The sequence below is a fragment of the Peribacillus sp. NPDC006672 genome (assembly GCF_050274955.1).
Classification (GTDB): domain Bacteria; phylum Bacillota; class Bacilli; order Bacillales; family DSM-1321; genus Peribacillus.
This window is the reverse complement of record NZ_JBNNOR010000005.1, coordinates 294,657-321,331: the sequence shown is the minus strand read 5'-3', so window position 1 is coordinate 321,331 and position 26,675 is coordinate 294,657. Positions and strand designations below refer to the sequence as shown.

Here is a 26,675-nt window from a genome sequence, read left to right as displayed (position 1 = left end):
TTGCGACTAACCTTTTTCGACTGTACTTCTGTACATCCGCAAGACCTCCCAGGGTAAGACACTTATCTTTCCTCTTTTACTCGCCTGATTTACTCTATAAAGTTACGCACATCTTTTGGACTTTAACTTGTCTTGGAGTTTAATCCCTTTATAGAGCCTTAGTATCAGATTCCTGTTCGTCGAGCCAAGATTTTATTCCACGCTTCCTCCAGCCCTTACCTCACGATAAGTACCTTGCGCTTCCTTAGTGGTTGGTCGATGTGTACCCCCACAGTGGACTTTCACCACCTAGATAGTTGCCATGCCTGGCACACAAGAAAAAGCTGCTTTAAAGACAGCTCTGATCTTAAGCTAACGCACCCGTTAGTTCATTAAGAAACACAATCGATACTGTACATCTTATACGTACTACGCAATATCAAGATGTATAAAAGAAGTTATTTAAGACCTTATCCATTAAACCTTCCCATTACAACGGTGTTATAATATTGACCGTCTGAAAGTATTTTGTCATTTTCTAAAATGCCTTCGATTTTAAAACCAAGCTTTTTATAGAGATTGATCGCTGTGTCATTTGTTTCTAAAACATTTAAAATTATTTTTTTAATTCCGTTTGAATCAGCCCAAGCAATGGATTCCTTTAAAAGGTTTGTTCCAATACCGAAGCCCCAATAATCTTTTAAGATACAGATCCCAAATTCTACTTTATGAGCAAACCTTTTCAAGAGATTTCCTTCACATCTTGAAAAGCCGACAACCCTGTCGTTAACCACTGCAACTATAAAAAGATTTCTCTTATTTTCCGTATCCGTTTTGATTAATTTCTCAAAACCAGGTGCGTCTATGAATGCTTCACCTTTTTCTCTATCAAGGTTTTGTGTTTCACCATCAATCTGTAATCTGATTTCAGACAAATACTTTGCATCTTTCTTAATTGCAGCTCTTACTGTGTAACATGTCCCGTTAACATTAAATGTTTTCTGATTAATTATCATCCCCTTTTCCCTCCATTATTTATTTGTGTATCCTTTTTATAAAAGTGAACGACAACCTCTAATTTTATCCTAAAAAACTTGAATGCAAATATTCTATAAAATTTTTAATTTTTCTATTGCACAAAATCTTCTAAATGTCCAACTAAATCCTGCCAGTCATTTCATGTTTCTCATTAAATATTTTAAAAAGGGCATCATAAACCAAGTCGTTAAATGAGGAGTGTGTCCAATGAAAAAAATATTGTTTTTTATCTTTCTTTTATTGATTCCTTTCTTCTCCTTTCAAATAAATGTGTCCGCATCCACTAAAAGTCGTGAGGAATATGAAAAAACTGGACATGTTATTTGGGAAGTTAACACAAAGGAAAAATTAGTTGCCATTACTTTTGATGATGGACCTCATCCGTTCTTCACCCCACAAATACTTGATATATTAGCTAAATATGATGCTAAAGCCACCTTTTTTGTAGCTGGTAATAAAGTAATAAGATTTCCAGAACTATTAAAACGGGAAGTAAAAGAAGGACACGAAATTGCCAATCATACTTATCATCATATTTACGGAAATATTACATCAGCAAAACTATCATCAGAATTAGAAGAAACAGATAAAATTATACAGAAGTCAGTTGGTTTAAAACCGACTCTTTACCGCCCAGTAGGTGGTTTTTATAATGATTTAATTATTAATACTGCTTTAAAAAACGGAAAAGATGTCGTTTTATGGTCATGGGGTCAGGACTCTCGTGATTGGGCAAATCCACCCGCAAGTCAAATTTATAACAATATAACAAAAGGAGTAAAACCAGGTAATATCATTCTATTTCATGATTGGCATGGTAGTGAATATACTCAGACTTCTCAAACCGTTATTGTATTAGATAACATTTTGGGGTTTTTATACGATAGAGGGTATAAATGTGTAACTGTATCTGAATTGCTCTACCAGTCGACACAAATAATTCCAGACTCTTTTGAAATTTATCCTACAAAAAGAGAAAATTTTCGCATAAGGAGTCAAATGCCATAAAAGAGAGATAGATTATTGGTATTATCCCCTACAGGTAGACAGAGTAAAAAGAGAGCATGATAAAATGTTCTTAACAGTCTATCTGGGAGGGGATTTTTCTATGGCAAAAAAGGGGCAAATTTGAGTTTTCTTAACCCAATTCGCTATTTGCGCATCACTTTTAATATCAAATCGTTCACGAAGCTGACGATAGGACCAGCCTTCCTCCAGCTTCAATCGAACAACTTCTCTCTTTAATTAATGAGCCTTTTGAAGACCAACGTGGTGTATGGAACTGTAAGAATTTTTCTAGTGTAGAAGAAGAAAATGCCTATCTGAAAGCGCAGGTGGACTATTTAAAAAAGCGCAATCCAAATCTACATGGGAAGGAATGGTCCTAAAATCTGAAAGGTTTCAAGTGATTGATGATTTGAGGAAAACACAGCTATTAAAAATTGGTGAAGTTTCAAGAGCGGGTTATTACAAATCGCGGAAGACTCAGTCTAGACGTTCTCTGAGACTTCAGAAAAACCTATGGATAAAAGAATATATATTAGCCATTCATAAGATACATCCATACTACGGATACAAACGGATGACTCGAGCTTTATTCAGAGAGGGAATCGTTGTCAATCATAAGCGTGTTCGTCGTTTGATGAGAGAATTGGGGTTACATCCGTTATTCGAAAGAAACGCCCTTTCTATGGTCGAAGAGGATCGGTTGTATATAAGAATGTTTTAAATCGTGAGTTCTATGCAGAGTCCAGATTACAAAAGTTAGTAACAGATATAACCTATGTAAGGATTGGAGACACGTTTGTCTACCTATCTGCCGTTTTAGATTTGTATAATAATGAAATTGTGGCATGGGAAATTTCAACTAGAAACGATCTTGAATTGGTTCATAATACGTTGAATCAGTTAAGGGACAAATCATTTAGGAAGGATGCCCTTCTCCCGTTCCTCCTCCACCCCTTGGATAGGCATGACGAAGGAATGAAAGGGCATAAGATTATGACCCGTTGAGACATGGGAGGGAAAGCCTCTAGGTGCAGCGTGGAGAATGCGTGCAGCATATGTAATAATATAGGATTTTCAACAGATCCCCTATTTCAATCTGCCCTCATCTTATCAAAACGATCCTATCTCTTTCGTTCAACTAAAGCAACCTATACCATGTGGTTTGAATTCCTGCGGACAAGCGAGTATTCGTGAGCATTATCTATTAAACTGAGGGAGTTCATTAAGGACTAACTCTTAAAAAGAATGCTCTATAAACAATTTTGCATCAAAAAAGATTTCCATTACCGTTAACAAGACACTGATTTTGAATAAAAGAAGTAAGGTCGATGAAGGATGGCACAACCAAAAGATCTTAGTCGATTCGTAATCAGCAACAATTAAGTAATATTCTTCAATGATTCCGGAAGTGTTTCCCAAAAACTTAAAGATAATTTTATTTCATATTCACCAGTGTATGTTTTTACCTTTTCTTCTCCGAATTCATCATAAAGAGCCATTTTATATTTACCCTTTTCTAAAGTTGGTGCTACATAAGTTTCATATTTTTCTTTTAAACTTCTAATTTCTAAACATAATTCCTTCGGAACATATCCGATATGTATCTTTTCTCCGTCCAAATTAGTAAGTAAAACTTTTATAGCATTTTTATCATATTCATTAGAATCTTCACTTTCCAAATATCCTTTAGGTAGAGGCTGACCTCCGTATTCATATACTCTTTCTTCAAAATAATCTTCTTTTATTTCTTTGTTTTTAAGACCATCATATGGTTCAAAGTAGAAATACTCAGCTTGTTTCAATTCTTTAACTAACCTTTTAATTGCCTTTTGGTGCTCTTCTATGAACGTTCCTTTTATTAAAAAATTTAACCGTTTAATTGGCTCTTCTTTTTTCGGTTGTTCTTCCTGTATTACTTCCTCTTCTTGTAGTACTTCCTCAACATTAATAATTGATTTTGATTCAACTGTAGCTGCGACATCTTGAGTCTTTTTTTTAAAGAAATCAAACAATCCCATTCATAAACCTCCTTATTTTTTCCCTCATCTTTTTATATAATTCTATTATGTTAAATCACAATAATAGGAATCACTATTGTTTTATGGCTCGAAAAAGAAGTAATAGAACTAACGCACCCGTAGTTGCATAAGCAAAATTAAACAAATTTATTATCAGAGATAACCAGGCAATATAAACGACAATAGTGATCGGTGAAAATTAAGTTTTTTTTGTAATATCAGAGGTTAAAATTTTCAAACTTACACCCTTTAACAAGTTGGTTAATCCAATCTAGAAACGAATGAAATCCTGCTTTCGTATTTTCAAAGAAACACGTTTTACCCAGTTCCAATCCTCTAAAATCCTGTGCTCTCGCTACATGATTGTGCTTGGCGATATCTACTCCGACAATTAAGGTTAAAGACAGCTCTGATCTTCAGCTAAAGCACCTGTTAGTTGAAGAAGAAAAGTGAAGCTTATTCAACAATCACGCCCGTTTAAGGCAAAACAAAAGATTAGAAAAAAAAACTGTTGGTTGCTTCAAATATTAATTGAGAATAAATCAAAGCATTGTTCATCTTATGAAAGAGAATAGTAATTAGGCTTAGAGATACTTTCTTCAACTAACGATGCAAATCGTTTCATTTTGTTTTTCAATGTTTAAACTTCAAACTGTTTTAAATGATGGTCAAGGTGCTTGTATATTCCTTTACCCCATTGCTCAGAAGTGAGTTTTCCAAAAAAAGGATGCGGATGAGTTGTGCACTTCTCTGGTCCGTTATTTTGGAATGTGATAATTTTTTGTTTAAGCTTTTCTTTTTCTGTGTCAAATTCTCTATCATCTGCAATCAAAATGGTTGGAATAGTAGACATATTATGGGGCAATGTCTTGTCATTGTAAATGATTTGTTTTGCAAACCTCCCTACTATTATTCCTAACCAACTCCTTGGTGGAAAAGAATTTCCCATTGCAATGTCTTGGAAAGATGAACAATGCGCTAGCATTTGGGCAACATCCATTTTTCCCCATTGTGGTTGTGAATTTGGACTCAATTTGTCAATACGCTTTAAAACTTCTGCTGTATGCATATGATTAAAAATATTTTTCATTAGTGCATATCCCCTTTAATTATAATTTTACGCCCTTCAAAAAAAATGAGAATATGGAGGGTTTATTTTAACATGGCCTTTTCACTAATGTGTTTTCATACAAAAAAGCTGTCTTAAGACAACTCCGATCTTCAGCTAACGCACCCGTTAGTTCAACAAGAGAAATTAGATGAAACTTTCTTTGGTCATTTTTAGTTTTTTAATCCTCTTTCTCCTAACCCTTTTTCTATCCTTTTTCTATCAACTTCTTCTACCCAATCATAGTATTTCTCATAAAGTGGACGTATCTGGTCTGCTTCACGGGCTATGACTTCGCAACCTCGGTCATCGTAGACAAAGAAAATAATGTCTTTTGTGATGTTCACAAAGAAAACATCAGGATAATCAATGGAGTATCCCCCAAACTTTGGTTTCAATGGAAAATCCTCATTACTCGCTGCCTTAAGTAATTCATTTACACGTATGTCATCTCGTTTACACAGCAAGGAAAATTGTTGCATCTCAAATTCTTCTGCTTCGTCCAACTCGAAGGGATAAGGGTAAGTTTTCACCTGAATTCGATACAAATTATTTTTACACTTCAGAAACGGTTCGTATACCTTCAGTTTTCTTGTACGTTTCTCCTTTCTTTGTGCTTATATACATTCGTTACAAGGAACAAGTCGTCATTTTGCTCAAACAATTCATTAAAAATTGTGGAGGTTTGCTTATATACTAGACGAAATCGTTCAATATTGAGTTCATCATTTTCTTTGAATTGATAGATTTCCCCACCAAGTGAAAAGTGAATGCCAATGTCCCATTGATAATAAATGCTTGGGACTAATTCGACAGTTGGAAACCTTCCATTAAGATAGTCCATTATGTTCATTTACTCATTCTCGCTTTCATTTACATCGAATTCAATCCGAAAAAGGTTTGGACTTTTATACATAAATAGTTAATGTGAAAATAATACAGCATTTCATCTTAAACTACCCTGCCCCATTAGTGCCATAAGAAAAAACTGCCTTAAAGACAGCTCCGATCTTCAGCTACGCACACGTTAGTTCTATAAGAAAAGCGAACCTTATTCAAGAATCGCGCCCTTTTATTGAATAAGAATTTTCTTCAAATCGAGACGGATTGGCATATAACGTTTTCGCATTCACGAACCCTGCGAGTCTGAATCTGCTTCCCTGCTTCTTCTCCTGGCGACCAAGGGGCTCGGATAGTCCCACAGCGTGAATGCTGTGTTATATGACGTACCCGACTTCTTCGAGTTACTTTCACACTGCTTTTCTGTTTCAATTTTTACTTCAGTAATGTATATTTCAGTAAAGGCTTTTTATAAAACGTCACTTACTTATTTGTTACCGAGTTGTTCCGCCAGACCGATTAGAAGTCCTTCGGTTCCACGAATGTAGCATAGCCGATACGAGTCCTCGTACTGAACCACTTCGCCAACGAGCTGAGCACCATACTTAGTGAGTCTGGATACCATTTCGTCAATGTCTTCAACGGTGAACATGACGCGTAGATAACCGAGGGCGTTTACAGGAGCAGTCCGGTGATCTGATATAGTAGGTGGGGTGAGAAATCGCGAAAGTTCAAGTCGACTGTGGCCATCTGGGGTAACCATCATAGCAATCTCTACGCACTGAGAACCCAGTCCGGTTACGCGACCAGCCCATTCACCTTCGACAGTGGCTCGCCCTTCGAGGTTCAAGCCAATCTCCTCGAAGAAAGAGATTGCGTCATCAAGGGATTCTACAACGATGCCGACATTATCCATTCTTAGTAACTTGTTTTTTGCCATAGTTTTATCTCCTTATGTGTAAAAATTTATTACCTGATCATCTTCATAATTATTCTATTCAAAAATTACAAATTCCTTCCAAACAAAAAACACCTTGTCACAGTACATGATAACATAGAAAAGTCACAGTATAGGAAAATGTGAAATTGGGTTTTCGGGTATGTCATATAACATCTTGTTAACGAACAACACTTCGTAAACCCTCTGCTATTGGAATATTCGTGAACCTTATTTCGTGAATGCCATCATGTTCAAATAGTTTAAAAAAATCTATACCGTAATTGCTATTCGATAAAACAACTTCGACTTCCCCACAAAATATTCCTGCCCTGTACTCCATTAAATGCCCAATTGTTGAACAACTCCATATGCACTCTTGGACTCCCTCAGTTTGATAAGAATATCTCTCAAATGCTCACTTATTCGCAAGATTTCATAACCCTTGTAATTGGATTTCCGGGTAATTTAAATGAGATCAGATCATTTTGGCTTCGTGAAGGCGTAGTTTAATAACGGAGTCAGCCACCACTCCGTATTTTACCATATAATGTTCATCTCCACGCCGCCCCTGGAGGCTTTCCCTCCCATGTCTAACCTGCCCCGTTAGTTATAAGGGTGTTTATCAATTCACCTTACAAATGTATGATAATTTGAATAATAATACATTCAAAAGGCCGCCAATTGGTTACCCCTTAATGTCGCTAACGCATCGTTTATTTTATTATTGAAAGTGAAGTAAAGAGCTTAAATCCATCCAATTTACAACAATCAATCCAATTACAATAATATTTTTAACAATATTTACGAACACCCTATTATATTTAATATTTATATCTATATCTTCATTTATAAAAATAGGTAAATTAATATTTTCATCAGACTTTTCGATAAATGTAAACGCACCCCAAACTACAATTGCTATTAGAGGTAGCGCAATAAATTTCTTTGTGTCATCACTTCCTAAAACACTCCATTTATAAAACACTTGTAAGACACCCAGAGTAAGAAATGATAGGGATAAAATATTTATAATAATTTCTAATGGCATTTTCTTTGAGTGTAACATTTTTAGCCTTTCACTCCTCTTATTCTCATTTTTTCTAAACTATAACATATGGCACGTTTCCGCAAAGCTGGTTTTGTAACCATCGGGACGACAGCCACACCTGAATTTGCATTTAATGCGACAACTGAATCTGTTCTCTATTGTCCTTTACGTAACCCTTGGAATAATGAAAGGAGTTCAGGAGGTTCCAGTGGTGGATTGGGAGCAGCTGTTGCGGCAGGAATTGTACCCCTTGCTCATGCCAACGACGGTGGTGGATCGATTCGAATTCCTGCATCTTGCAATGGACTCATTGGGTTAAAACCTACACGAGGTCGTATACCAACTGGTCCGGATATGGGAGAGGTGCTTTGTGGACTCGGTATTGAATTTGCGCTCACACGAACCGTGAGAGATACGGCAGCACTACTTGATGCTGTATCAGGCCCAGATCTAGACTGCTATGCTTGGGCCACTCCTTATCTTAAGGAACTCTCTACGCCACCTCAACGTCTTCGAATTGCTTGGACAGACAAACCACTTTCCGGTGTACCTGTTAATCCAGAATGTATTAAAGCTTTATACGATACTGTGAGACTTTGTGAAGAACTGGGGCATGGAATAGTGGAAACTACTCCATACATTAATAACGAACAGCACATGCTGGCAACAGTTCGACTGTGGACAAGTAATCTGGCAAATATGATGGATAACGTGACCCAGTTTCTAGGAAAGATCCATCCGAGGAGAATTTAGAAACTAAAAGCTGGGCTTGCTATCAGCATGGAAAATCGATGACAGCTGTTGAATTGTTGCAAGCTTTGGATATTATGAATATGGTGTCAAGAACAATCGGAGAATTTTTTAAAGACTTTGATGTTTTACTAACTCCTACCACTTGCTTGGAGTCATAATGGTTTACCTATCGGTATGCAGTTTGCTGGTCGATTTGGGGAAGAGGCCACTCTCCTTAAGCTTGCTTGCCAAATCGAAGAGGCTCGACCTTGGAAAGACCACCGTCCGCCCATGGTAAAAGAGTTCGTAGAATCCCAAGGGTAACCTTCACAAATAAAGGTTCACCACTAAAATATAGTCCATCGGACTGTCGAAAATGTCTCGACAGTCTTTTATGTTGGAAACAAAAAACTGATTCTTCTAGTTCGTTTATGCCCTATATATCCCCGTTTGCCTTCTATGAAGGGAAACCCCCAACTAAAAGTTCAAAACATATGCTAAGTGTTGTCCAGAAAATGAATATTTACGGGACACTCAGGTGCTCCTGATAGCTATATAACAAGTGGTGTTTTATGCAACCCTTTATTCCATTAAATGGACCTTTAATGGAATAACATGACTAACGTTTTTAAACAACATTAATATTGTGTACCAACTTTTTTTACTGATTTAAACATCTCAATAACCATTTAACAACAGTAATTTAATGTATTTTTCATATTGTAGGTACCGTCAAAAAGCGTACTTAATGACACGTTGGAAAACAGGTAATATTCCGTGTGTCGTTAGGTATGTTTTTTCATTTTGAAACATTTCATATTGTTGATATTTTGACAAAGATTATTAGTTTTTATAGGGAGTGGCTATTTTTGCATCCCCTAAATGTTGGTTTGAAATAGTTGATTAAAACTCACTTAAAAAAATCCTTTAATCGAAAAATGCCACTTTTTTTATAGCTTTTCTGGAGCGGATTCACATTTACACTGCTTTCGTTTTTATTGATCATCATAAAACTAAAATTTTTCAACTCTAGTAACCAAGCATCGTTCTTAAGCTAACATAATCTTATATTCATACGATCATGTAGCTTTGAAATAAAGTTTGATTTATTTTACGCTTTCAATTTTGATATAAGTTCAAATATAAAGAGCATGTTCAGAGACTTCCTACACATTAAACAAACCGGCAGCGAAGAATATGACTGGTAAGGTCAATGCTATGAAGTTGAATGTCCGTTCCAAGCCAACACATCTGGAAAATTCTCTTTGAAGAAAAACCAAATTGTTGTTGTAATTAATAAGAGCAACTCTTGGTACAAAAGTTAAGTACGGTAAGGGAACAGGTTATGTGAAAGAAAAGTACCTAACGAACGTCCGATAACGAAATCAATCAGTGAAAAGCCCTTATCAAAAAAAATGGTGAGCCTTGAAAAAGACCATGATTTTTTAAAAGTCATGGTCTTTTTCTATACATTTCGTTTTCAAAGGTGTCAGTTGAGGTAGCGTCAATGCTAAGAGTTTCCATCATATACAAATCCCGAATCATCCTTGTAATAAACAAGATAATTCGGGATTTGTTTACTTTCTATTGTTTTAAGAGTTCCACTTCACCAATTCCCTCTACAATAAGTTTTAGCTTTTGGGAATTGTTATAAGAAGTTATTGGAAAGTTTGTTGAAATAATTGTTTCTTTATTTTTTGTACTCATATCAAAACCTTTTGCCCGATACTCATTACCATCTTCATCTATGATTTTCATACGATTTGCAAAAGTATTTTCATTAGCATATATCCCATCTAACGAAAATGTTAGATTTAATGATGTTGGATTTGCGTGGGCGTTAGAAACTTGGATGACAGATGCTTGATCCTGCATAGCATATTGACCAGTTACATTTGGTTTTTCCTTATTAGCTACTGACAGTTCCCAGTTCCCATCAATTTTCTTGTTTTTTTCTGTACCGTAGAAGATATTGACACTTTCTATTTCTACTACAGCATCTTTTAAAGTGGGTATATCCCCTTCATTAGAATTGAGTAATACCTCATACTGAATTCTCCCCGTTTTTATATCCAAGATTGGGTTTTGATATGAATAACTAGATATATATATCTTGTCACCCTTCAATGGCTTTGTATCTGGAATAAATTCTTCGATATATTTGCCATCTCCATTTTTTAATCGATAATCCATCGAAACTTCTTCTGCATTATTCAGGATTGAAGGTTCTTCAAATACTAACTGAAAACTCATTCCTAATTTATTTGCGTCTGAAAAATGTTTGTCTAGAATTATTTTAATGTGCTGATCGGTAACTGTACTATTATTTTCTTGTGTAAAGCCATTATTAACAGCTTGTTCTATACCTTTATCTTCAAAGTTAAAGAATCCGTTAATACCGGCCATTACATGCTCATTCGTAAGAACAACACCAGTTACGATAAGAGCGCAAGCAGCAACGGCAACTCTTTTCCAAACGAAATTAGCCTTTTTCTTCTTTGATTTAGCACGAATAATATCATAGGTTTGGTCTAGAGATTGCCTTACTTTAACAGGCATTTCCTGTTTTTCATTCATCATCTCATTAAACTCTTTTTCGAAGTTATTTTTCATTGACCATCACTCCCTCATTTTTATAATAGTTATTCCGTAAAATCGACTTTGCCCTAGAAAGTCTGGATTTAATGGTTCCTTCAGGCTCCTTTAAAAATTCACTAATTTCTTTCACATTCAAACCGACAATATAGTATAAAATAAGTGCCAATCTATAGACTTCATTTAAACTATTAAGCGCCTCCTCTAATTCGATTTTCATAAATTCATCCTTTCCTTGTTCGGGAATTAAATGTTCATGAATCACCGAAATGTTTTTCTTCTTATTGAGCAAGCTGTTACATTTATTTATTAGGATCTTACAAATCCAAGTATTAAAGTACTCCTCATTTTTTAGAGTATGTAACTTTTCATAAGCCGAGATAACAGCATCCTGCATGGCGTCAGCTACATCTTCATCATTATTTAACAATCTGCTTGCTGTCCGGTACAATACATCTTCGTACTGCTTTACAAGTGAAACAAAGGCTTCTCCATCTCCCTTTTTTGCCTTTTTAACCAAGGCTTTTAGTGATCCCATTCAGGCACCCCCTTACTAGTTGTTTTGTTTTTCAATATATTAGATATGGGAGAGTATCAATTGGTTGCATTGAAATATAAATCTTTAAGAAAATATGCTGTCTGACATACTGGTCATGTATAATGTGTCAAACAGCTCACTTTTTAAATCATGGGTTATTTTTTTCATCCGTTAATTTTCTACTAGACACATTTGTAATTTCACAAATTTGGTTCACAGTCATATTCCCTTCTTTATATAGCTCCACTGCATAATTCATTCCTGCGTGATTTTTATGATATTTCTTTAACCGACCTTTAAACTTTCCTTCTTTCTAGCCAACTCAATTCCTCCACGGCGCATACGAATAAGCTCTCTCTCTGGTTAACACCACACGTATATTACTGATTTTTGATTTCAAATCCAAATTGATCCCGATACAAATGAATATGATGTTACTGAAACAAATTCAGTAACTATTCCACCATCCACTTTTACTAATTATTTTATTGGTACAACATAATCGTTCTCGGCACGAACTAACTTGGGGGGCAAACGGGAGTGATGCTTGGAAAGTGAAACGTAATGCTACAGCTTGGGCAGCAATCCCCTCTCCATTAGGGACACATTGGTATACGTCATCTAATAAATATGAAGGATATATTGATCATGGTAATTATATTCGTTCTAGTTCATATCACTATTACTATAATTATGACTTCGGTAGTGGTTCTAAGAGAACAGATGTCTGGCATAGATTTAATGTTGAGGGTGATCGTAGAGGCGATGCATATATTACAGTACAAAGAGGAAAATCAGGAGAAAGTAGTTCTTCACTTAGCTTCACACTTACTAAATTTTTTACTAAGCTATAAGTGAATATAAAATTAAAATATTCTAACGAGGTCTATATCTAAATACATCAGCCATATTCCCTAAAAGTCAGAACCTTATTCTATTCCTCATTTCCCATTGGTTTTATCAAAGATTTAAAATGCGTGTTCTGACTGATCCAGCAAGCAGGATACGCTATTATCAGATTTTAATGCTAGGTTTGTGGTTACCAACACTTATTATTTTAATAGTAGTGGCAAATTCTGAACTTACATTAGAAGAACTACGTGTAATAATGCCGAGTATTAACACAAAAGCATTAGGACCAGTTGTTACATATATTGTCATAGGAGTATCTCTATTATATAGTATATTGCTTTTATATTACGCGATTGGATATTTTATAGGTGATAATGTTAAAAATCAGATGATATTAATGAAGCAAAAACAAATGAAGCAAATAGCGTTTACTGAGTTACTACCTGTTACAAAGAAAGACAAAGTCATTTGGAATCAAGTGGCATGGACAGCAGGGGTCACAGAAGAAATTATTTACCGAGGATTCCTTATATTTGCATTTAACACACTATTTCCAGAATGGTCGTTTGGTTCGTTCTATTGTGTACTTCAATAATGTTTGGTCTTGCGCATACATATCAGAGTTTATCTGGTGTCATTCGGACAACCATTTTTGGCTTTGTGTTCGGGATGCTTGCAATCGCATTGAACTCCATTATACCTCTAATACTTCTTCATGCTTTGATTGATTATGTGGGGAAATTAGGCGATGAGAATGAATTGAAATATCCGCAAACGGAAAGGGTTTTCCAAAAGGATTAAAATAACATATTATTTTCTTTCTGATTATTTGTATAGCGTATTTTGCACTTGTATATGAAATTTTTATGGTTGGACTCTTAATTGCAACGCTCTTTTTGCTAGGTATTGAACTTTATGTTTACATGAAAAATATTCGAATTAAAACATAAGCTATGTTATTGATTTTTCCTCTTCAATTGAATACAACAAACTAGAGGAACGGTTTTCACCGTTCCTCGTTTTATTAAATACTGCCAATTAAACAACTTTATTATTCATTTAAGACAAAGACTCCAACAAATCCAACTTATTTTTAAACAACCCTAAAACCATCTATTTGATTAACTTTTAGGTGGTTACTGCATTTCTGGAGTTAGAATTAAACAACTTTATTATCTCTGCACAGTTGCATAATGAAAGAGCTGTCTTAACAGCTCTGATCTTAAGCTAACGCGCCCGTTAGTTCATTAAGAAAACAGCTCAGATCTTAAAAACTTAGGACCTATTAGTTCAAAAAAAACTGATTTCGTAGAGAAATTGGTTATTTTATTTTTTACTTCCCCGAGACCAGATAACCACTGGAATCAATAATAAAGATAATAACCCTCCAATAAATGATAATGTTGTATAACTTGAACCAGCCACAATCATTCCAGATAAGGCTCCACCAGAAGCTCCTGATAATGCAATTAAAACATCCACTGTACCTTGAGTTTTAGCCCGGGTTGAAGTTTCAGTTGAATCAACAATAAGAGCAGTCCCACTTATTAAACCAAAATTCCACCCTAATCCAAGTAAACTAAGAGCAATTACTAGGAGAATCATAGAATCACCTGGTGCAATCGCTGATATTAAACCGGCTAGAAGCAACGTAGCTCCAGAGGCAATAGCCATAGCAGTACGACCAAACTTATCAACAAGAACACCTGTAACCAGTGAAGGGAGATACATTGCACCTATATGAAATCCAATAACAAGACCTATTTCACCCAAGTTATGTCCATGATGTCTCATATGAACTGGTGTCATTGTCATAATAGCCACCATTACAATTTGAGTAAGAACCATAATTGTCGCACCAACAATAATACCTCTTTTGTTTTCTATTTGTTCAGTATCAGTCGAATGTTCTATTCGATTACTTTCTTGGTTGGACGCTTCTATGGTTCTTGCTATAACTAATGGGTCTGGGCGAAGCATAACGAAAAGTACAAGACCTGCTAAGATAAATGCTGCTGCTGATAGAATGAAAGGACCAGCAAGTGATGGAATGCCAATGGAAAGAGCAAAATCCCCCATTACATTCACTAAATTCGGGCCTGCAACTGCACCAAATGTTGTAAACACCATAGTAATACTAATAGCAGTAGCTCGTTGTTTATTGTTTGCTAAGTCCGTACCAGCGTAACGAGCTTGTAAATTTGTCGCTGTTCCTGCACCATAAATAAGTAGGGAAGCAAATAAAAGGAAAACGCTATTTATTATAGCTGCAGTTATGACTCCTATTGCTCCAAGTCCACCTATCATAAAACCAGCTGTTAAACCTGTACGACGACCGTAACGTTGAGAAAGTCTCCCTACGATTAAAGCAGCCCCTGCAGACCCTAAAGTAAATAAACCCGAAGGAAGTCCAGCAAATGCATCAGTGCCAAGCATTTGTTGTGCAAGGAGTGCCCCCACCGTAATTCCAGCCGCTAACCCAGCACCACCAAAAATTTGTGAAATACTTATAATAATTAATGTACGTTTGTATAACATTTTTTGTTTTTCTTGAGAATCAATATAACTCTGGTTCAATTGATATGCTTTATTAGACATTTGTTAATACCTCATTTATCATTCTGTAATTTCCAATCATATACACCTTCCTCTAGACGAAATGCATTAAAACCTTTGGATCTTAAAAGTGCAACAGCTTCCACTGACATTAAACAGTAACAACCACGACAATAAGCAATCACATCACAATTGGTTGGTAAAGTTGAAAGTTTCTCGCTTAACTCTTCAATTGGCATAGAAACTGCACCAGGAATATGAGCTTCTTCAAACTCCTCCATAGGTCTTACATCCAACAAAATAACTTCACCTTTATCCATCCGTTCTTTAAGTTCTGAAAGTGAAACCCCATCCGTGCCAAGATTGACATTTAAGAACTCTTGCTTAATTTGTTGAACCTGTACAAACTGTTTTTCTGATAATGTATGCAAGGAAGTTAAAAAATCCGAAATGGCTGCATCTGCTAGTTCGTAAATGACGTAGTTCCCTTTCTTCTGAAACTTTACCAATCTAGAATTAGCAAGGATTTTTAAATGTTGAGATACATTCGCCACAGACATATTAGTAGCTTTAGATAATGCCTCCACCGACTTTGGACCATGAGATAAAATATCAAGAATTTCCAACCGTTTTGGACTAGAAAGACTTTTACCTATTCTTGCGAACTCTTGATACAATAAATCTTTTAAATTTCGATCATCAAACATGTAAAATCACCATCCATCTATTCAAGTGTTTTATTGAATATTTGAATATTATACAAAGTTATAAACAATGTCAAATAATTCCTTATAAAATTTAACTTCCACCCGCTTGTTAAAAATTCCACTTACATCCTTTTGTACTTAGTCTGGCACTAAACCATATAAAGGAGCATATGAAACAATTTGTTTTCATGCGAAAAAGTCTGCAGAGTTATCTCCAGCCGATATTATTTTTACGGAATATTTACTGCCTTTTATGACTTGTCGAAACAGTTATTAAGTAAAGAGGAAGCTAATGAATTAGCTAAAGAGGTATTAATGATTAGTAATGATAATGTAACTGTAAAGAGCATCTTTTAAAGACAAAACAGACTTTAAATAGATGATCTTTAGAAAGATATCGCATTATCACAAAGTACGAATACTCTAAGCTTGTTAAACTAAACTGCCCCGATAGTTCCATTAGAAAAAGGCTGCCGCAGCAACCTCCCTTATTGAAGAAATGCACCAGTTGAAAGAACCTCTTATTTTTTACAAGAAAAAGTCAAGAATAGTGGAATTCTCATTCGACGTTTATATTCACTTTCATTGCTAAATTCCTCAAATCTTGGAGTGCCTTCTTTAATATCTTCAATCTTGAATCCAGCTAGCTTTAAAAGTTGATAATATTCTTCAAAAGTTCGATGATATTTAACAACCCTTTCCAGGGTTCTATTCGTTCGCCACTATTAAAATGATCATGCACGATCCAATCTGCTTTTGAAGAAGAAGCTACTGCACTTTTTAGTGCTGAAGTTAATACAGGATGCTGAACACTAAATATAAAATTCCCGTTATTTGCAAGAGAACCATGAACTTCTTGAAATATATCCTTTAATTCTGCTAAATAATGTTGAGCTAAACGTGAAACAACTAAATCATAATTTTCTGTTTGAAAATTCCACGTTTCCATTGAAGTAAGATGCACGTTACCCTCTGTCCCATTTAGGTTTTTAGTAGCTTCTCCAACCATATTTATTGAACCTTCTACACCGTCATAAGAGATACATCCTTTTTGCAGAAGTTCAACACCAAGTTTAGCCTCACCACACCCTAAATGTGTGTTTGTTAATTGAAAGCTCCGTTCGCTTGGCTGGAGAGTACTATGAATTCTTGACAGAAAGTTGAGATTTTTTCTTGAAAATAGAATAAATGAAAAGTACTGCAGAAACTAAAATGAGTATTGTATATATATTGATGTAAAAATCATTGGTATATGTGTTTTACCATGTAAAATGGTAAATTCTCGAATCCTCATTTTGTGTGGTACCGCCTAGTTCTTTAATAGAATCCAATACAAATTGATATTTTAAGTAAGAAAAGAGTAGAGTTAATATCAGTGAACAAACGCTAATTATTCTCCAGGTACCGAGTTTCAACTTTAGGTGTCGTAAATCCCTCAATAGGTTTTTCAAGAAAAAGAAGAAAAAAACAATGGCAACTGCCACAAATAGAAAGCCAATATTTCCTCCCCCAGTGGTCACATCTGGATCAGTGGTAAATACATTCACGATATAAATAACAATACCACTTAAAATTAGCCAAAAATAAGTTCGTTTTGTTAAAAATCGCATATGTTCACCTCATTCTTTTTATCTCACTTTAAGTACGCAAATCCAAAATCGTCATCGTCTTCTGTCCAATCTAACCAATGTTTACCTTCATTATTTTTACAATTGTCAGGGTCCAAATACGCTATGTGAAGATCCCCATCATAGGTGCCATTTTTATCGTACCCAATTTTTCTCCTAACCCCTCTAATTCAATTATCTTTCTTTTTAACTGTTCGTTTACTGGAACAAAAACATACTTTTCATCATCAAGATCAAGCCCATTCAGTTCTTCCTTTTTAAATAACCTTCTGATTTTATCAATCATATTTTCCCTACCCATCTATAGTTGACTTTCGATTTCTTCTTCAACTATCCTGCCACTATAGTTCATTAAGCAAAAAAAACCAACAAATAGCAGCTCCGGATCTTAACTAACGCACCCGTTAGTTTAAGTACATTTCTTCATGTCGTCTCATAACAAAAGCCACCAACATGTAGGCAGCCTTGTTTTTAGAAACTCCTGTATTTTTCTTTTCCTCCCAGTATGGTGAACCTAATAGAATCAAAGAACAGCTAAACCTTGCGAACCAAAGTAAGGAAAGTTAGTCCAGGCAGCAACCTGTAATCTTACTAGACTACCATCATCTTGGATATTAAATACTGACACTGTACCCTGATTTCCGTTAAGTGTGTAAAAATGTCGTCCATCTTTACTGACTCCAACATCCATCGGAAGACCTGGTGCTGTACCTGGCGGTGTACTGGTAATATGCCCTACCACCGATAATGCTCCATTGTGATCGATTCGATAGGTGGAGATGGTGCCGCTTAAGGTGTTGGTAGTGTATGCAAAACGTTCATCCCTCGTTGTTACAACCCAACAAGCAGTCTGATATCCGTTTTGTACAGAGCCGCTGATCACATGAAGGATACCATCGTTGCTCAATGAATAAGATGACAACGCATTTGAAACTGCTTCTGTAACTAAGACGATTCCAGAGGATAGAAAATAGGCGCCCAATGGTCCTTGGCCGTAAGAATCATTAACAATCGGTCCTGTAACCGTACCATTTTTATTTACATGGAATACACTGAGATGGTTTGATGTAAGCTCGGAGACAACGATTTTACTGCCATCTGGAGTAAAGAGAACCTGCGCCGGCTGAGCATTGAAAGTACTAAGAGAATGGGTGGATCCTGGAATAGCAGTAAGGCGTCCGTTATTATCTATGTGAAAACCAGTGATATTTGATACAAAATTGTTTTCGGCATGACCGACATTGGAGACATAGAGAAGATTACCAAACACATCTACGCTATTGGGCTGAGCACCTCCTGATGGCTTTACATCCACAAGAACAGGGGCTCCACTATCGGTTATGATGAAACTACTGACACTATGGCTGCCTGCGTTAACTGCAAGTAGGAAACGTCCATTACGGGACAAAGTTAGGGCGCCTTGTGATGCTAAGGGGTCGACGCCATCGTTTGCTGTTGCAGTGGAAACTTCCTTTGTACCAGTACCTCTGCCATTAGTTGGAGAGGAACCCGCAAAGGTGAGCATACCATTCATGTCCATGTAAAAGGCAATGATTTGATTCATTACTTCATTATTGGTCATCATGTACACCATACTCGCACGAGCACGAAAATAATTGTTCATTATCTGCATTTTATGACTCTCCTCCTACCATAATTTATATGGTTCTTTTGCCATTTAAATTCCCCAAATGGAAGTAAATTGGTTTACAAAGAGAGGTGGACTATCATCCACTTATCCCACTAACCTGCCCCGTTAGCCATCCATGAAGCGCAAAAATCAGCGCTTCACCACAGAGAATGAAAATTGGACTCTATGTTGATAATGCTTTAATGGCTGGCGAAGAAGGTCGTTGAATTATGGTGCCTTTGAGCCCATTCGTTAGTCTGACTCCGACAACCACGGTGTACCACCGATTGTCGCGCCCTTTATGGGTAGCACTCATGGGAAATTAATCCTTTTTTGGTCGTCGCGCTAGCCTCTACTTAATTTGCTATGATTGGAGGTTTTTGTTTAACGATTTACCAAACTCAGATCACTCATAAGGCTCAGCCTTTTTTAAAAAGCGTTTTTACTGGGTCTATGTTGTGATTTTATCTGGATTTTGAGCTTTTTTAATTTTCATGGGAGTTCATTAGTATTAGTAAATTTTGATTTTTATATCTTTATTGTTTTTTAAGTTGTATCTCAATTCTTTTTGCCAAGTCAGATGATACCTTATTTAAATACTCCATAACTTTCTTTCTAATATCATCGGATATGACTATCAAGTCGCTAGCTAAATTTTCTACAAGATGTTCTTTTTCTATAGGAGTTAACTTCATATAGAATTCACCAGCCTGCACAAAATCATTATGCTTTGTTATAGAAGTTCTTTCTAGTTTCCCTTCAACATATCTTCCATCACCACTTGTAATTTGGTTAGCCGGTGTCCAGTTTTGCTGTTGATTGACTGGTACTTTACGAAATTCAGGCCCAATTCTTCTTCTTTGAGAATCATTATAAATATTGGCTCGGCACTGCAGTATTTTATCATCAGATAATTCTGCACCGTCAAGTAAATTTGAAGGGGAGAAGGCGACTTTTTCTACTTGTTCCATATAATTATCAGGATTTTTACTTAATACCATTTTCCCTACTGGTATAAGAGGATATTCTTTCTCATCCCATACTTTTGTATCGTCTAAAGGATCATAAGAAAGATGGGCTTCATCTGCAGGATCCACGAGCTGAACGTATAAGCCATATTCCACCGATTTACCACCCGCAATAGCATCGAATAGATCTTTACCAGCATAATCAGGGTTTTCAGCGGCTAGTCTATTTGCTTCTTCGCGACCAATGTATTGTACACCTTCAAATGGATACCAATGGTATTTAACATACTTTCTAATACCTTGAGCATTTCTCCAAACATATGTATTCACACTATGTCCTGGAATGTGACGAAGACTTTTTACTGTACCTGCGTCAGAGTAGAGACGTACCACAAAATGAATAGATTCAGGTGCTCTTGCTACAAAGCTCCAAAATCTATCAGGGTCAATTAAGTTATTTTTGGGTGAAGGTAAGAATGCTTTAATGGATTCTGGGAAACGTATCGCATCACGAACAGAAAGGACGGGGATATGATTACATAAAAGGTCAAAAACACCTTCTTCTGTATAAAATTTTGTAGCGAAACCACGTACATTTCTGGAAGTATCAGGTGTTCCTTTCGTACCGACAGCTAATGAAAAGCGAACCATAACAGGTACCTTATGATCAGGATTTTGTAAAAAGTTCAGTTTTGTGTATTCGGACATCGAATATATCGTTTGAAAATAACCAAATGCACCAAATCCTTTCACATGAACCGGTCTTTCTAATATTTTTTCATGAATAAACTCTTGTAAGGACTCGTGGAGTACAATATCTTGTTCCAGTACAGGTCCTCTAGAGCCGACTGTCTGTGAATGAAGTTTAGCTGACTCATCATTAGCCCATTTAGAGATGTCTCTATATAACTTTTTTCTTTCATTATAGTCTTCTTCTGATAAAGCTTGCCTCTGTTTAGAATCTTTTTCATTCATTATCACGGCCTCCAAAATTCATATTCCATCAATCGTTACTAATATGATTCTTAAGCCTCGAATATGTATCTTCTACTTTTATTTTCAACATTTATTAGAAATATAGTTTTTTAAAGTTATCAACTTTTTTCAGGACAATACAAAAAATTCAAATTAAATCAGTGTTTGAACATACCGCAAGGTAAAGAAAACTCATATGCCGTGGACCTGTTGGAATAGGTGGAATTATGGAAAATGAAAATGACGAAGGGAAATTACATGTTTTAATATGGAGGGGAAAATCTAATTTATTACTAACCAGCATTGAAACTTCTACCTTGGTAAGGAGAAGAGAATGTTTCTAATAGAATTTCTTATATATTAATTCGGGAGGGAGGGTAGTTAGTCCTTTATATAGATTCGTTCTTATAATCTGAGATAATCTGGAAGTAAAGCATCTGTCCGCCTCAGCTTGGAATTCAAAATCAAAAATACGATTATCTTCTTCATAATTTCCATTAATCCAATACTATGTTCTCCAAAGACTCAGCTACTTTTTGGAGTTAAGATAAATAGAAGTAACCATATCATAATTACCTGTAAAAAATGAATACATTATTCTCCAATGAAAAATAACCATAATGAAAAAAACTGCCGAAACAATCCATTTATTGTGAAACTAAAGCTTCCATTACTTTTAAGTGTATAAATTCACAATCTAGCTTTTATAATAGCTTCTGTTCCATTACTTAATAGTTGCCGTAACCACTAAAAAAAGCCACCAATAATGGCAGCTGAGAAATCTTTATATTTAGATATCATATTGACTTTTAAATTTGAAAATCTCATCGACAGCTTGGTGATAACCATCCGATTTTTGAAAGGATTCACTAATATTTGAAACCGCTTTATGGAAGGATGGGTGGGTTAACAAATGATTTACGGCTTCATGTAGTTGATTTGCCGTTAAACTTTGCATTTGTAATTGAATACCTGCTCCTATATTGGCAACTTGCTCGGCAATTATCGGCTGATCCGCACTTTGTGGAATTACAATTAGCGGAACCCCGTAGTAGAGACCCTCATTGGTACTGTTCATTCCACCATGAGTGATAAATAATTTCGTGTATTTAAGCACTTCAGTTTGTGGAACATAATTTTTTACAATGAAGTTTTTAGGAATCTCCCCCAAGTCAGATATTTGAGTATTTTCCCCGATAGACATCAAAACAGTATGATCAGTGGCCTCGAATGCCTTAAAACATAGCTTATAAAAATCAATTGCTTTGTTAAAGACAGTACCTAGTGAAATGTAAATTAGGCTTTTTCCCTTGATTGCGGTATGGTCGAAGTTTGCCTGCGTTAATCTTGTGGAGATGGATGGACCAACAAATTTATAAGTTTGGTTGAATGCTTCTCCGAAAGGTTGAAATTCCCTAGTTGTATAAATGATTGTAAGTGGTGCAGGATTACAAAAAACTTCGTAAGGAGAATTGATCACCACATCATATTTTTCCTTCACCATCGCCGTCAGGCTTTGAAATTCATCGTATATAGGTTTAACTCTTTCTGTAGGGATTTTTTCAGAAAGTTGTTCTAACATTTTATCGAATGATGCTTTTGACTGTGCAAAAGATGTACAAGAATTAATTGCCGGAAGTTTAAGTATTTGTGCAAGTAAATATCCACAACCAAACATGGAATCGTGTATGATATAATCAAAATGTTCTCCTTCGATTTGCTTCAGAACGCTAGGTATCACGACATCTGCTGTATGCAAAAGACCGTTGATTCTTTCGAGTAAATAATTCCTTCCACCAGAGATAAAGGCTTTTACAAATTCTTCACCGTCTAATGTTCGTACAGTAGCTCCTGTCTTCTCAATACGCTCTTGAAAAGCTTCTATCGTAAAGTACACTACCTCTTCTCCACGCGAAATAAGCTCTTGCACAACTCCAATAGTTGGATTTATATGTCCTTCTGATCCAGCATTAATAAATAAAACACGTGCCATTATAACCACTCCTTAATTAAAACGTTCACTTGATTGTGTAAGAGTAAGGGTCACTGTCCCATACCTTTTCTCAACAATGTTAAAACTTCTTTGGTTCTTTTAGCAAGTACAATCAAATATCATTTTCAACTATATTGCCCAGTTTAGTGAAAATCCTCACACTCTCTTCACCATTACCGATTTTCTTTAAATTGTTTTTCAAAAAGTCTGTTCCGATTGCTAAATAAGAAAAAATCCTACATTATCATTAAACTGCATATAAACGGCCTACTTAGGGATATACTCTTCAATAATTACTGATTTCCCCATTAACTAGATCACCTCTTAATTAAAAACAGTTAAGTTCCATTTTCCTCTTATTTGTTCTTCTAAAAGATAATCCTCTAGCTTCCCATATCTTGAAGCTTGTGTTAATGATAGTCCAAACCCTTCAACGAGTATTTGTGGACCAAATTACTTGCTATCAAACTAAAACAAAAATCCTTTACCTTTCTTGCAATGAAGGCGTTATTGATTGGACGCTCCTGATACCTTTGATGGACTTGAACTTAAAATTAAAAAAGGCTTATTCTGTACGTTTCTAATGTTCGATCTTTGTTTAATCCTTTGTTTCTCCAGAAACTTATTCTTCAAAAATAATATCCATTCCGATTTGGTTCAATTGCTGAAATTGCCTTGAAGGATTTTGCTAATCGAACTGACACGTATAACCGATTTTCCCAAAATATCACCTCATTTTGAGACAAGTCTTATGAGACACTCTTAACTGTGATTTTATCAGTCTGCTACACTTGTTTCAATAGAGTACACTCTATGATATTTATCGGACTAATTAACTGAATAATTGCAGAAATGCAATGATACTGTGTGAAAATTGCGAGAGGTAGAGAATTGCTTAAACCTTACAAAGGGGCCTGCGAAGCGTCAATCGACTTGGTTATGCATATTGTAGCTGAACAGAAATTTGGATTGCCTCAAACCAGCAGAGATGCCTTTGACATGCCAATCATTATTAACTCCATCAACATGGGTCCTTCAACACGGTACTTCCAACCAGCAGAACCTGGCACTTCTTTCATAGTAGCGGCTGAAGCATTAATAGTTCCAATACTTAAAAACATAGTCGAAAAAAATAAATTCCTGTTGTAGGAACTTTATATTATCGTAATAACAATTCAATTATTTTTAAATTGTTAAGAATAATAATGCTAATATATTCATATTGAATTGAGAAATTTGCAGTGCAGAGAGCTCATCAGCATCTTTTTGAATTACTTCTCCAGAAGGTAACAAGATAATATCTAAATATAAATCATCCAAATAAGGAATATCTTTATCTAATCCATTTCCAAGGCAAACATCAATATACCACTGCACTATATTTCCATTATTATCAAACATTGTTGTTACTGAATGCTTTTTTTCTAAGGGAAATTGTTGAAGCCACATGTAACCATCATCAACAATACATATATTCTTTTCCTCATACCGAACGGATAATGGTTCAGCAACTTTAATTATTTGTAATAAAGTTATATAGCCCTTAAATTCTTTAGTATCAAGAAACGCTTGTGCATATTTTCTGCCCAAGACACATTTCCATTTTGTTCGGTTTCCATATTTTCTCTTTAGTATTTTCATCCCCCAAACCGAAAAGCATTTACCTAATTATAACATTTGAATTTAAATGAATTGCTATAAAATGGGTGATTTCTTCTTCAACTAAACTGCCCCGTAGTTCATTAAGAAAAGCGATTCTTATTAAAGAATCGCGCCCTTTTCTTGAATAAACAAGAAGCTCATATTAGCCGGTATTGTGGATTCAATTAACTTATTCTTGCTGGTAATAATTAAATTTCTTAGAAGAGTGAGATTACTTTGGATAACAATTGTTTGATTAAAGTTATTCGTTAGCTCAAAGAAAGATCCGTGTAAACATCTCTCGATCCTCAACTAACGTCACCTTTTTGAAGGAAAAATGGATTACTCTTCTCTCGCCTATTTATAATGAATAACATTTCAAGAATACCAATAAAAAGCATAATCAGTTATAACTGAAAAATCACCCAACTGATGTAACATAGCTGAAATATTCCCTCTATGATATGTTCCATGATTCACAACGTGTAAGACCATTTCAGATATACTTGTTTCTCTTAATCCTGCCCATGGATTATCCAACATTATTCTCTTTTCCATATCTTCCTGTCTGTTCAAAAAGGATTTAAACCGAGATGTTAAAGTGTGAAATTCCGTTTCTAAGTCTTCAATGGGCAGTTTCTCAATCTTTTCTTGAATTTGAAATGCAGATTGCATTGCTTCATTCATACTCTGACCCTCGAGGGTATTAAGCCATCCATATTCCACCAAATAGAGATGAGATAAAACCTTTGAAACAGAAGAAAAGACACTTTTCATTTCCTTTTGATATTTCTCAGGAGAAAGTGTCTTAAGATGATCAATAATCCGTTGATTTGCCCATACATGATAGTTATATAGATTTTCTACATGATTTGCCATACAATCGCCTCCTTATCATCACGTTTTTTAATATTCTTTATCAGAATGAATTATTCCTTTAAATATTATTACTTATCTGATGAGATCTTCAACTAGGCCCAATTGTTGAACAAAGGTCAAAGCAATCTGCAACTATCCTGCCCCGATAGTTGCATAAAGAAAAAGCTGCTATAAAGACAGTTTCTGAACTTCAGCTATCGCACCCGTTTAGTTGAATAAGCAGAGTTATTATTTTTCTTCTACATTACACAAATCTTCTGCTATTAAAAAAGCCTAGCCCATTACAGGCCAAGCACATTTACCGCAAGATCAATTATTGCTATCACTAGCCCTAAATCAATCTTACTTGGGGTCAGCCCGCAAAACGCGGATATCGTGCCCACTTTTTTGTACACATTGCGACTTTATTCAAAACATCGTAACCCTGTTCATTCAACTCAACTAGTAGAAAAGATTTATGATCATAAGAAAAAAATACTTTTAAAACGATGCTTTACCCTGCCGCCTATCGGTTCAATCTTTACCATCCTTCATTTTAGCCTTTACGAATCAATCCCAGGTCCTTTTTTTCATTCAGTTAGTGAATTAATCATAAAAGATTAAACGCATATCACTGTCAGTCCTTGATTTCGCAAAAAATTCCGCTTCATTTCCTCCATCAACAAAGTTACCAATACCCCAGAAATACGCACATTTGCCCCGTTCTATATATCTTGTTCCTACATAATCATTATAACTGTCAGGATCGTACTCCCATAAATCAACTTTTAACTTACCAGCTGGCCCCACGTAAGAATCCCGACAAATCTTATAATCTCCACCAGTAGAGGCATACACATCACTTTCAGCACCATTAGAATAAAGAGTTTCTTCTCCCAAGTAATCCCAGCCGCTTGCAAATGTAGAAGAAGGGACCAACAACGCAGCTATCAATGCCACGACACTCATTTTAAACTTTTTCATGCTCATTCCTCCTCTCTCGCATCATTTTTCTCCTGCTTT

At 35.6% G+C, this 26,675-nt stretch carries 24 protein-coding genes and 7 pseudogenes; 8 read left to right on the top strand and 23 right to left on the bottom strand.

The window, feature by feature from the left end:
- Positions 1-449: 449 nt before the first annotated feature.
- Positions 450-995, bottom strand: a complete 546-nt coding sequence (locus ACQKKK_RS11040; RefSeq protein ID WP_427616201.1) for an N-acetyltransferase family protein — start codon at positions 993-995, stop codon at positions 450-452.
- A 229-nt stretch (positions 996-1,224) separates the two neighbouring features.
- Between ACQKKK_RS11040 and ACQKKK_RS11035 the strand changes: the two genes are divergently transcribed.
- Positions 1,225-2,025, top strand: coding sequence for a polysaccharide deacetylase family protein (locus ACQKKK_RS11035; RefSeq protein WP_427616200.1), 801 nt, complete (start codon positions 1,225-1,227; stop codon positions 2,023-2,025).
- Positions 2,026-2,145: 120 nt separating this feature from the next.
- Here ACQKKK_RS11035 and ACQKKK_RS11030 read toward each other — a convergent pair.
- Positions 2,146-2,262 (bottom strand): annotated as a pseudogene (locus tag ACQKKK_RS11030) (helix-turn-helix domain-containing protein); the annotation flags it as partial.
- 5 nt (positions 2,263-2,267) lie between these two features.
- Between ACQKKK_RS11030 and ACQKKK_RS11025 the strand changes: the two are divergent.
- Positions 2,268-2,940: pseudogene (locus ACQKKK_RS11025) on the top strand (IS3 family transposase); the annotation flags it as partial.
- A gap of 464 nt (positions 2,941-3,404) precedes the next feature.
- Here the strand turns inward: ACQKKK_RS11025 and ACQKKK_RS11020 are convergent.
- The 6 genes and pseudogenes from ACQKKK_RS11020 to ACQKKK_RS10995 form a co-directional block, all read right to left on the bottom strand.
- A complete protein-coding gene (locus ACQKKK_RS11020) occupies positions 3,405-4,043 on the bottom strand; it encodes a hypothetical protein (protein ID WP_427616199.1) in 639 nt (212 codons plus the stop codon).
- A gap of 248 nt (positions 4,044-4,291) precedes the next feature.
- A pseudogene (locus tag ACQKKK_RS11015) lies at positions 4,292-4,450 on the bottom strand (IS110 family transposase); the annotation flags it as partial.
- A 233-nt stretch (positions 4,451-4,683) separates the two neighbouring features.
- Positions 4,684-5,133, bottom strand: a complete 450-nt coding sequence (locus ACQKKK_RS11010) for a DUF1569 domain-containing protein (protein WP_427616198.1) — start codon at positions 5,131-5,133, stop codon at positions 4,684-4,686.
- Positions 5,134-5,324: 191 nt separating this feature from the next.
- A pseudogene (locus ACQKKK_RS11005) lies at positions 5,325-6,004 on the bottom strand (DUF3885 domain-containing protein).
- A gap of 474 nt (positions 6,005-6,478) precedes the next feature.
- Positions 6,479-6,931, bottom strand: coding sequence for a VOC family protein (locus tag ACQKKK_RS11000; protein ID WP_026965279.1), 453 nt, complete (start codon positions 6,929-6,931; stop codon positions 6,479-6,481).
- 721 nt (positions 6,932-7,652) lie between these two features.
- The gene (locus ACQKKK_RS10995) at positions 7,653-7,997 is read right to left on the bottom strand and encodes a hypothetical protein (RefSeq protein WP_427616197.1); all 345 of its coding nucleotides are present in this window, start codon (positions 7,995-7,997) and stop codon (positions 7,653-7,655) included.
- A 48-nt stretch (positions 7,998-8,045) separates the two neighbouring features.
- Between ACQKKK_RS10995 and ACQKKK_RS10990 the strand changes: the two genes are divergently transcribed.
- Positions 8,046-8,732, top strand: coding sequence for an amidase family protein (locus ACQKKK_RS10990; RefSeq protein WP_427616196.1), 687 nt, complete (start codon positions 8,046-8,048; stop codon positions 8,730-8,732).
- Between the two features lie 1,223 nt (positions 8,733-9,955).
- Positions 9,956-10,036 (top strand): annotated as a pseudogene (locus tag ACQKKK_RS10985) (hypothetical protein); the annotation flags it as partial.
- Between the two features lie 259 nt (positions 10,037-10,295).
- Here ACQKKK_RS10985 and ACQKKK_RS10980 read toward each other — a convergent pair.
- From ACQKKK_RS10980 to ACQKKK_RS10970, 3 genes and pseudogenes are all read right to left on the bottom strand, one after another.
- Entirely contained in the window at positions 10,296-11,324 is a 1,029-nt protein-coding gene (locus ACQKKK_RS10980; RefSeq protein WP_427616195.1) for a DUF4179 domain-containing protein, read from the bottom strand.
- Positions 11,314-11,844, bottom strand: coding sequence for an RNA polymerase sigma factor (locus ACQKKK_RS10975; RefSeq protein ID WP_427616194.1), 531 nt, complete (start codon positions 11,842-11,844; stop codon positions 11,314-11,316). The genes ACQKKK_RS10980 and ACQKKK_RS10975 overlap by 11 nt, the downstream gene beginning before the upstream one ends.
- 148 nt (positions 11,845-11,992) lie before the next feature.
- Positions 11,993-12,204 (bottom strand): annotated as a pseudogene (locus ACQKKK_RS10970) (helix-turn-helix domain-containing protein); the annotation flags it as partial.
- A 194-nt stretch (positions 12,205-12,398) separates the two neighbouring features.
- Between ACQKKK_RS10970 and ACQKKK_RS10965 the strand changes: the two are divergent.
- The 3 genes from ACQKKK_RS10965 to ACQKKK_RS10955 all read left to right on the top strand — a co-directional run bounded on the left by ACQKKK_RS10965 (position 12,399) and on the right by ACQKKK_RS10955 (position 13,497).
- A complete protein-coding gene (locus ACQKKK_RS10965) occupies positions 12,399-12,698 on the top strand; it encodes a hypothetical protein (RefSeq protein WP_427616193.1) in 300 nt (99 codons plus the stop codon).
- Between the two features lie 119 nt (positions 12,699-12,817).
- A complete protein-coding gene (locus ACQKKK_RS10960) occupies positions 12,818-13,291 on the top strand; it encodes a hypothetical protein (RefSeq protein ID WP_427616192.1) in 474 nt (157 codons plus the stop codon).
- Positions 13,291-13,497 (top strand): CPBP family intramembrane glutamic endopeptidase, encoded by a 207-nt coding sequence (locus ACQKKK_RS10955; RefSeq protein ID WP_427616191.1) that lies wholly within the window; start codon positions 13,291-13,293, stop codon positions 13,495-13,497. Before ACQKKK_RS10960 ends, ACQKKK_RS10955 begins: the two co-directional genes overlap by 1 nt.
- Positions 13,498-14,022: 525 nt before the next feature.
- On the opposite strand, the gene ACQKKK_RS10950 is transcribed toward ACQKKK_RS10955, so the two are convergent.
- The 9 genes and pseudogenes from ACQKKK_RS10950 to ACQKKK_RS10910 all read right to left on the bottom strand — a co-directional run.
- Positions 14,023-15,294, bottom strand: coding sequence for an MFS transporter (locus ACQKKK_RS10950; protein WP_427616190.1), 1,272 nt, complete (start codon positions 15,292-15,294; stop codon positions 14,023-14,025).
- 11 nt (positions 15,295-15,305) lie between these two features.
- A complete protein-coding gene (locus ACQKKK_RS10945; RefSeq protein ID WP_427616189.1) occupies positions 15,306-15,959 on the bottom strand; it encodes an ArsR/SmtB family transcription factor in 654 nt (217 codons plus the stop codon).
- A gap of 649 nt (positions 15,960-16,608) precedes the next feature.
- Complete coding sequence (locus tag ACQKKK_RS10940; RefSeq protein WP_427616227.1) at positions 16,609-17,001, bottom strand: methyltransferase domain-containing protein; 393 nt, start codon at positions 16,999-17,001, stop codon at positions 16,609-16,611.
- Between the two features lie 217 nt (positions 17,002-17,218).
- Entirely contained in the window at positions 17,219-17,569 is a 351-nt protein-coding gene (locus ACQKKK_RS10935; RefSeq protein WP_427616188.1) for a hypothetical protein, read from the bottom strand.
- Between the two features lie 121 nt (positions 17,570-17,690).
- Positions 17,691-17,873: a hypothetical protein gene (locus tag ACQKKK_RS10930; RefSeq protein WP_427616187.1), complete on the bottom strand. Its 183-nt coding sequence runs from the start codon at positions 17,871-17,873 to the stop codon at positions 17,691-17,693.
- Between the two features lie 237 nt (positions 17,874-18,110).
- Positions 18,111-19,220: a lactonase family protein gene (locus ACQKKK_RS10925; RefSeq protein WP_427616186.1), complete on the bottom strand. Its 1,110-nt coding sequence runs from the start codon at positions 19,218-19,220 to the stop codon at positions 18,111-18,113.
- A 533-nt stretch (positions 19,221-19,753) separates the two neighbouring features.
- Positions 19,754-21,160, bottom strand: a complete 1,407-nt coding sequence (locus ACQKKK_RS10920; RefSeq protein WP_427616185.1) for a catalase — start codon at positions 21,158-21,160, stop codon at positions 19,754-19,756.
- A 790-nt stretch (positions 21,161-21,950) separates the two neighbouring features.
- Complete coding sequence (locus ACQKKK_RS10915; RefSeq protein ID WP_427616184.1) at positions 21,951-23,153, bottom strand: macrolide family glycosyltransferase; 1,203 nt, start codon at positions 23,151-23,153, stop codon at positions 21,951-21,953.
- Positions 23,154-23,778: 625 nt separating this feature from the next.
- A pseudogene (locus ACQKKK_RS10910) lies at positions 23,779-23,841 on the bottom strand (recombinase family protein); the annotation flags it as partial.
- 203 nt (positions 23,842-24,044) lie between these two features.
- Between ACQKKK_RS10910 and ACQKKK_RS10905 the strand changes: the two are divergent.
- The gene (locus tag ACQKKK_RS10905) at positions 24,045-24,302 is read left to right on the top strand and encodes a hypothetical protein (RefSeq protein ID WP_427616228.1); all 258 of its coding nucleotides are present in this window, start codon (positions 24,045-24,047) and stop codon (positions 24,300-24,302) included.
- 36 nt (positions 24,303-24,338) lie between these two features.
- Here the strand turns inward: ACQKKK_RS10905 and ACQKKK_RS10900 are convergent, their stop codons facing one another.
- The 3 genes from ACQKKK_RS10900 to ACQKKK_RS10890 form a co-directional block, all read right to left on the bottom strand.
- Positions 24,339-24,794: a DUF402 domain-containing protein gene (locus ACQKKK_RS10900; RefSeq protein WP_427616183.1), complete on the bottom strand. Its 456-nt coding sequence runs from the start codon at positions 24,792-24,794 to the stop codon at positions 24,339-24,341.
- 378 nt (positions 24,795-25,172) lie between these two features.
- Positions 25,173-25,673 carry a DinB family protein gene (locus tag ACQKKK_RS10895; RefSeq protein WP_427616182.1) on the bottom strand — a complete coding sequence of 167 codons (501 nt, stop codon included), beginning with the start codon at positions 25,671-25,673 and terminating at the stop codon, positions 25,173-25,175.
- A 585-nt stretch (positions 25,674-26,258) separates the two neighbouring features.
- Positions 26,259-26,636 carry a hypothetical protein gene (locus ACQKKK_RS10890; RefSeq protein WP_427616181.1) on the bottom strand — a complete coding sequence of 126 codons (378 nt, stop codon included), beginning with the start codon at positions 26,634-26,636 and terminating at the stop codon, positions 26,259-26,261.
- Between the last annotated feature and the right edge of the window lie 39 nt (positions 26,637-26,675).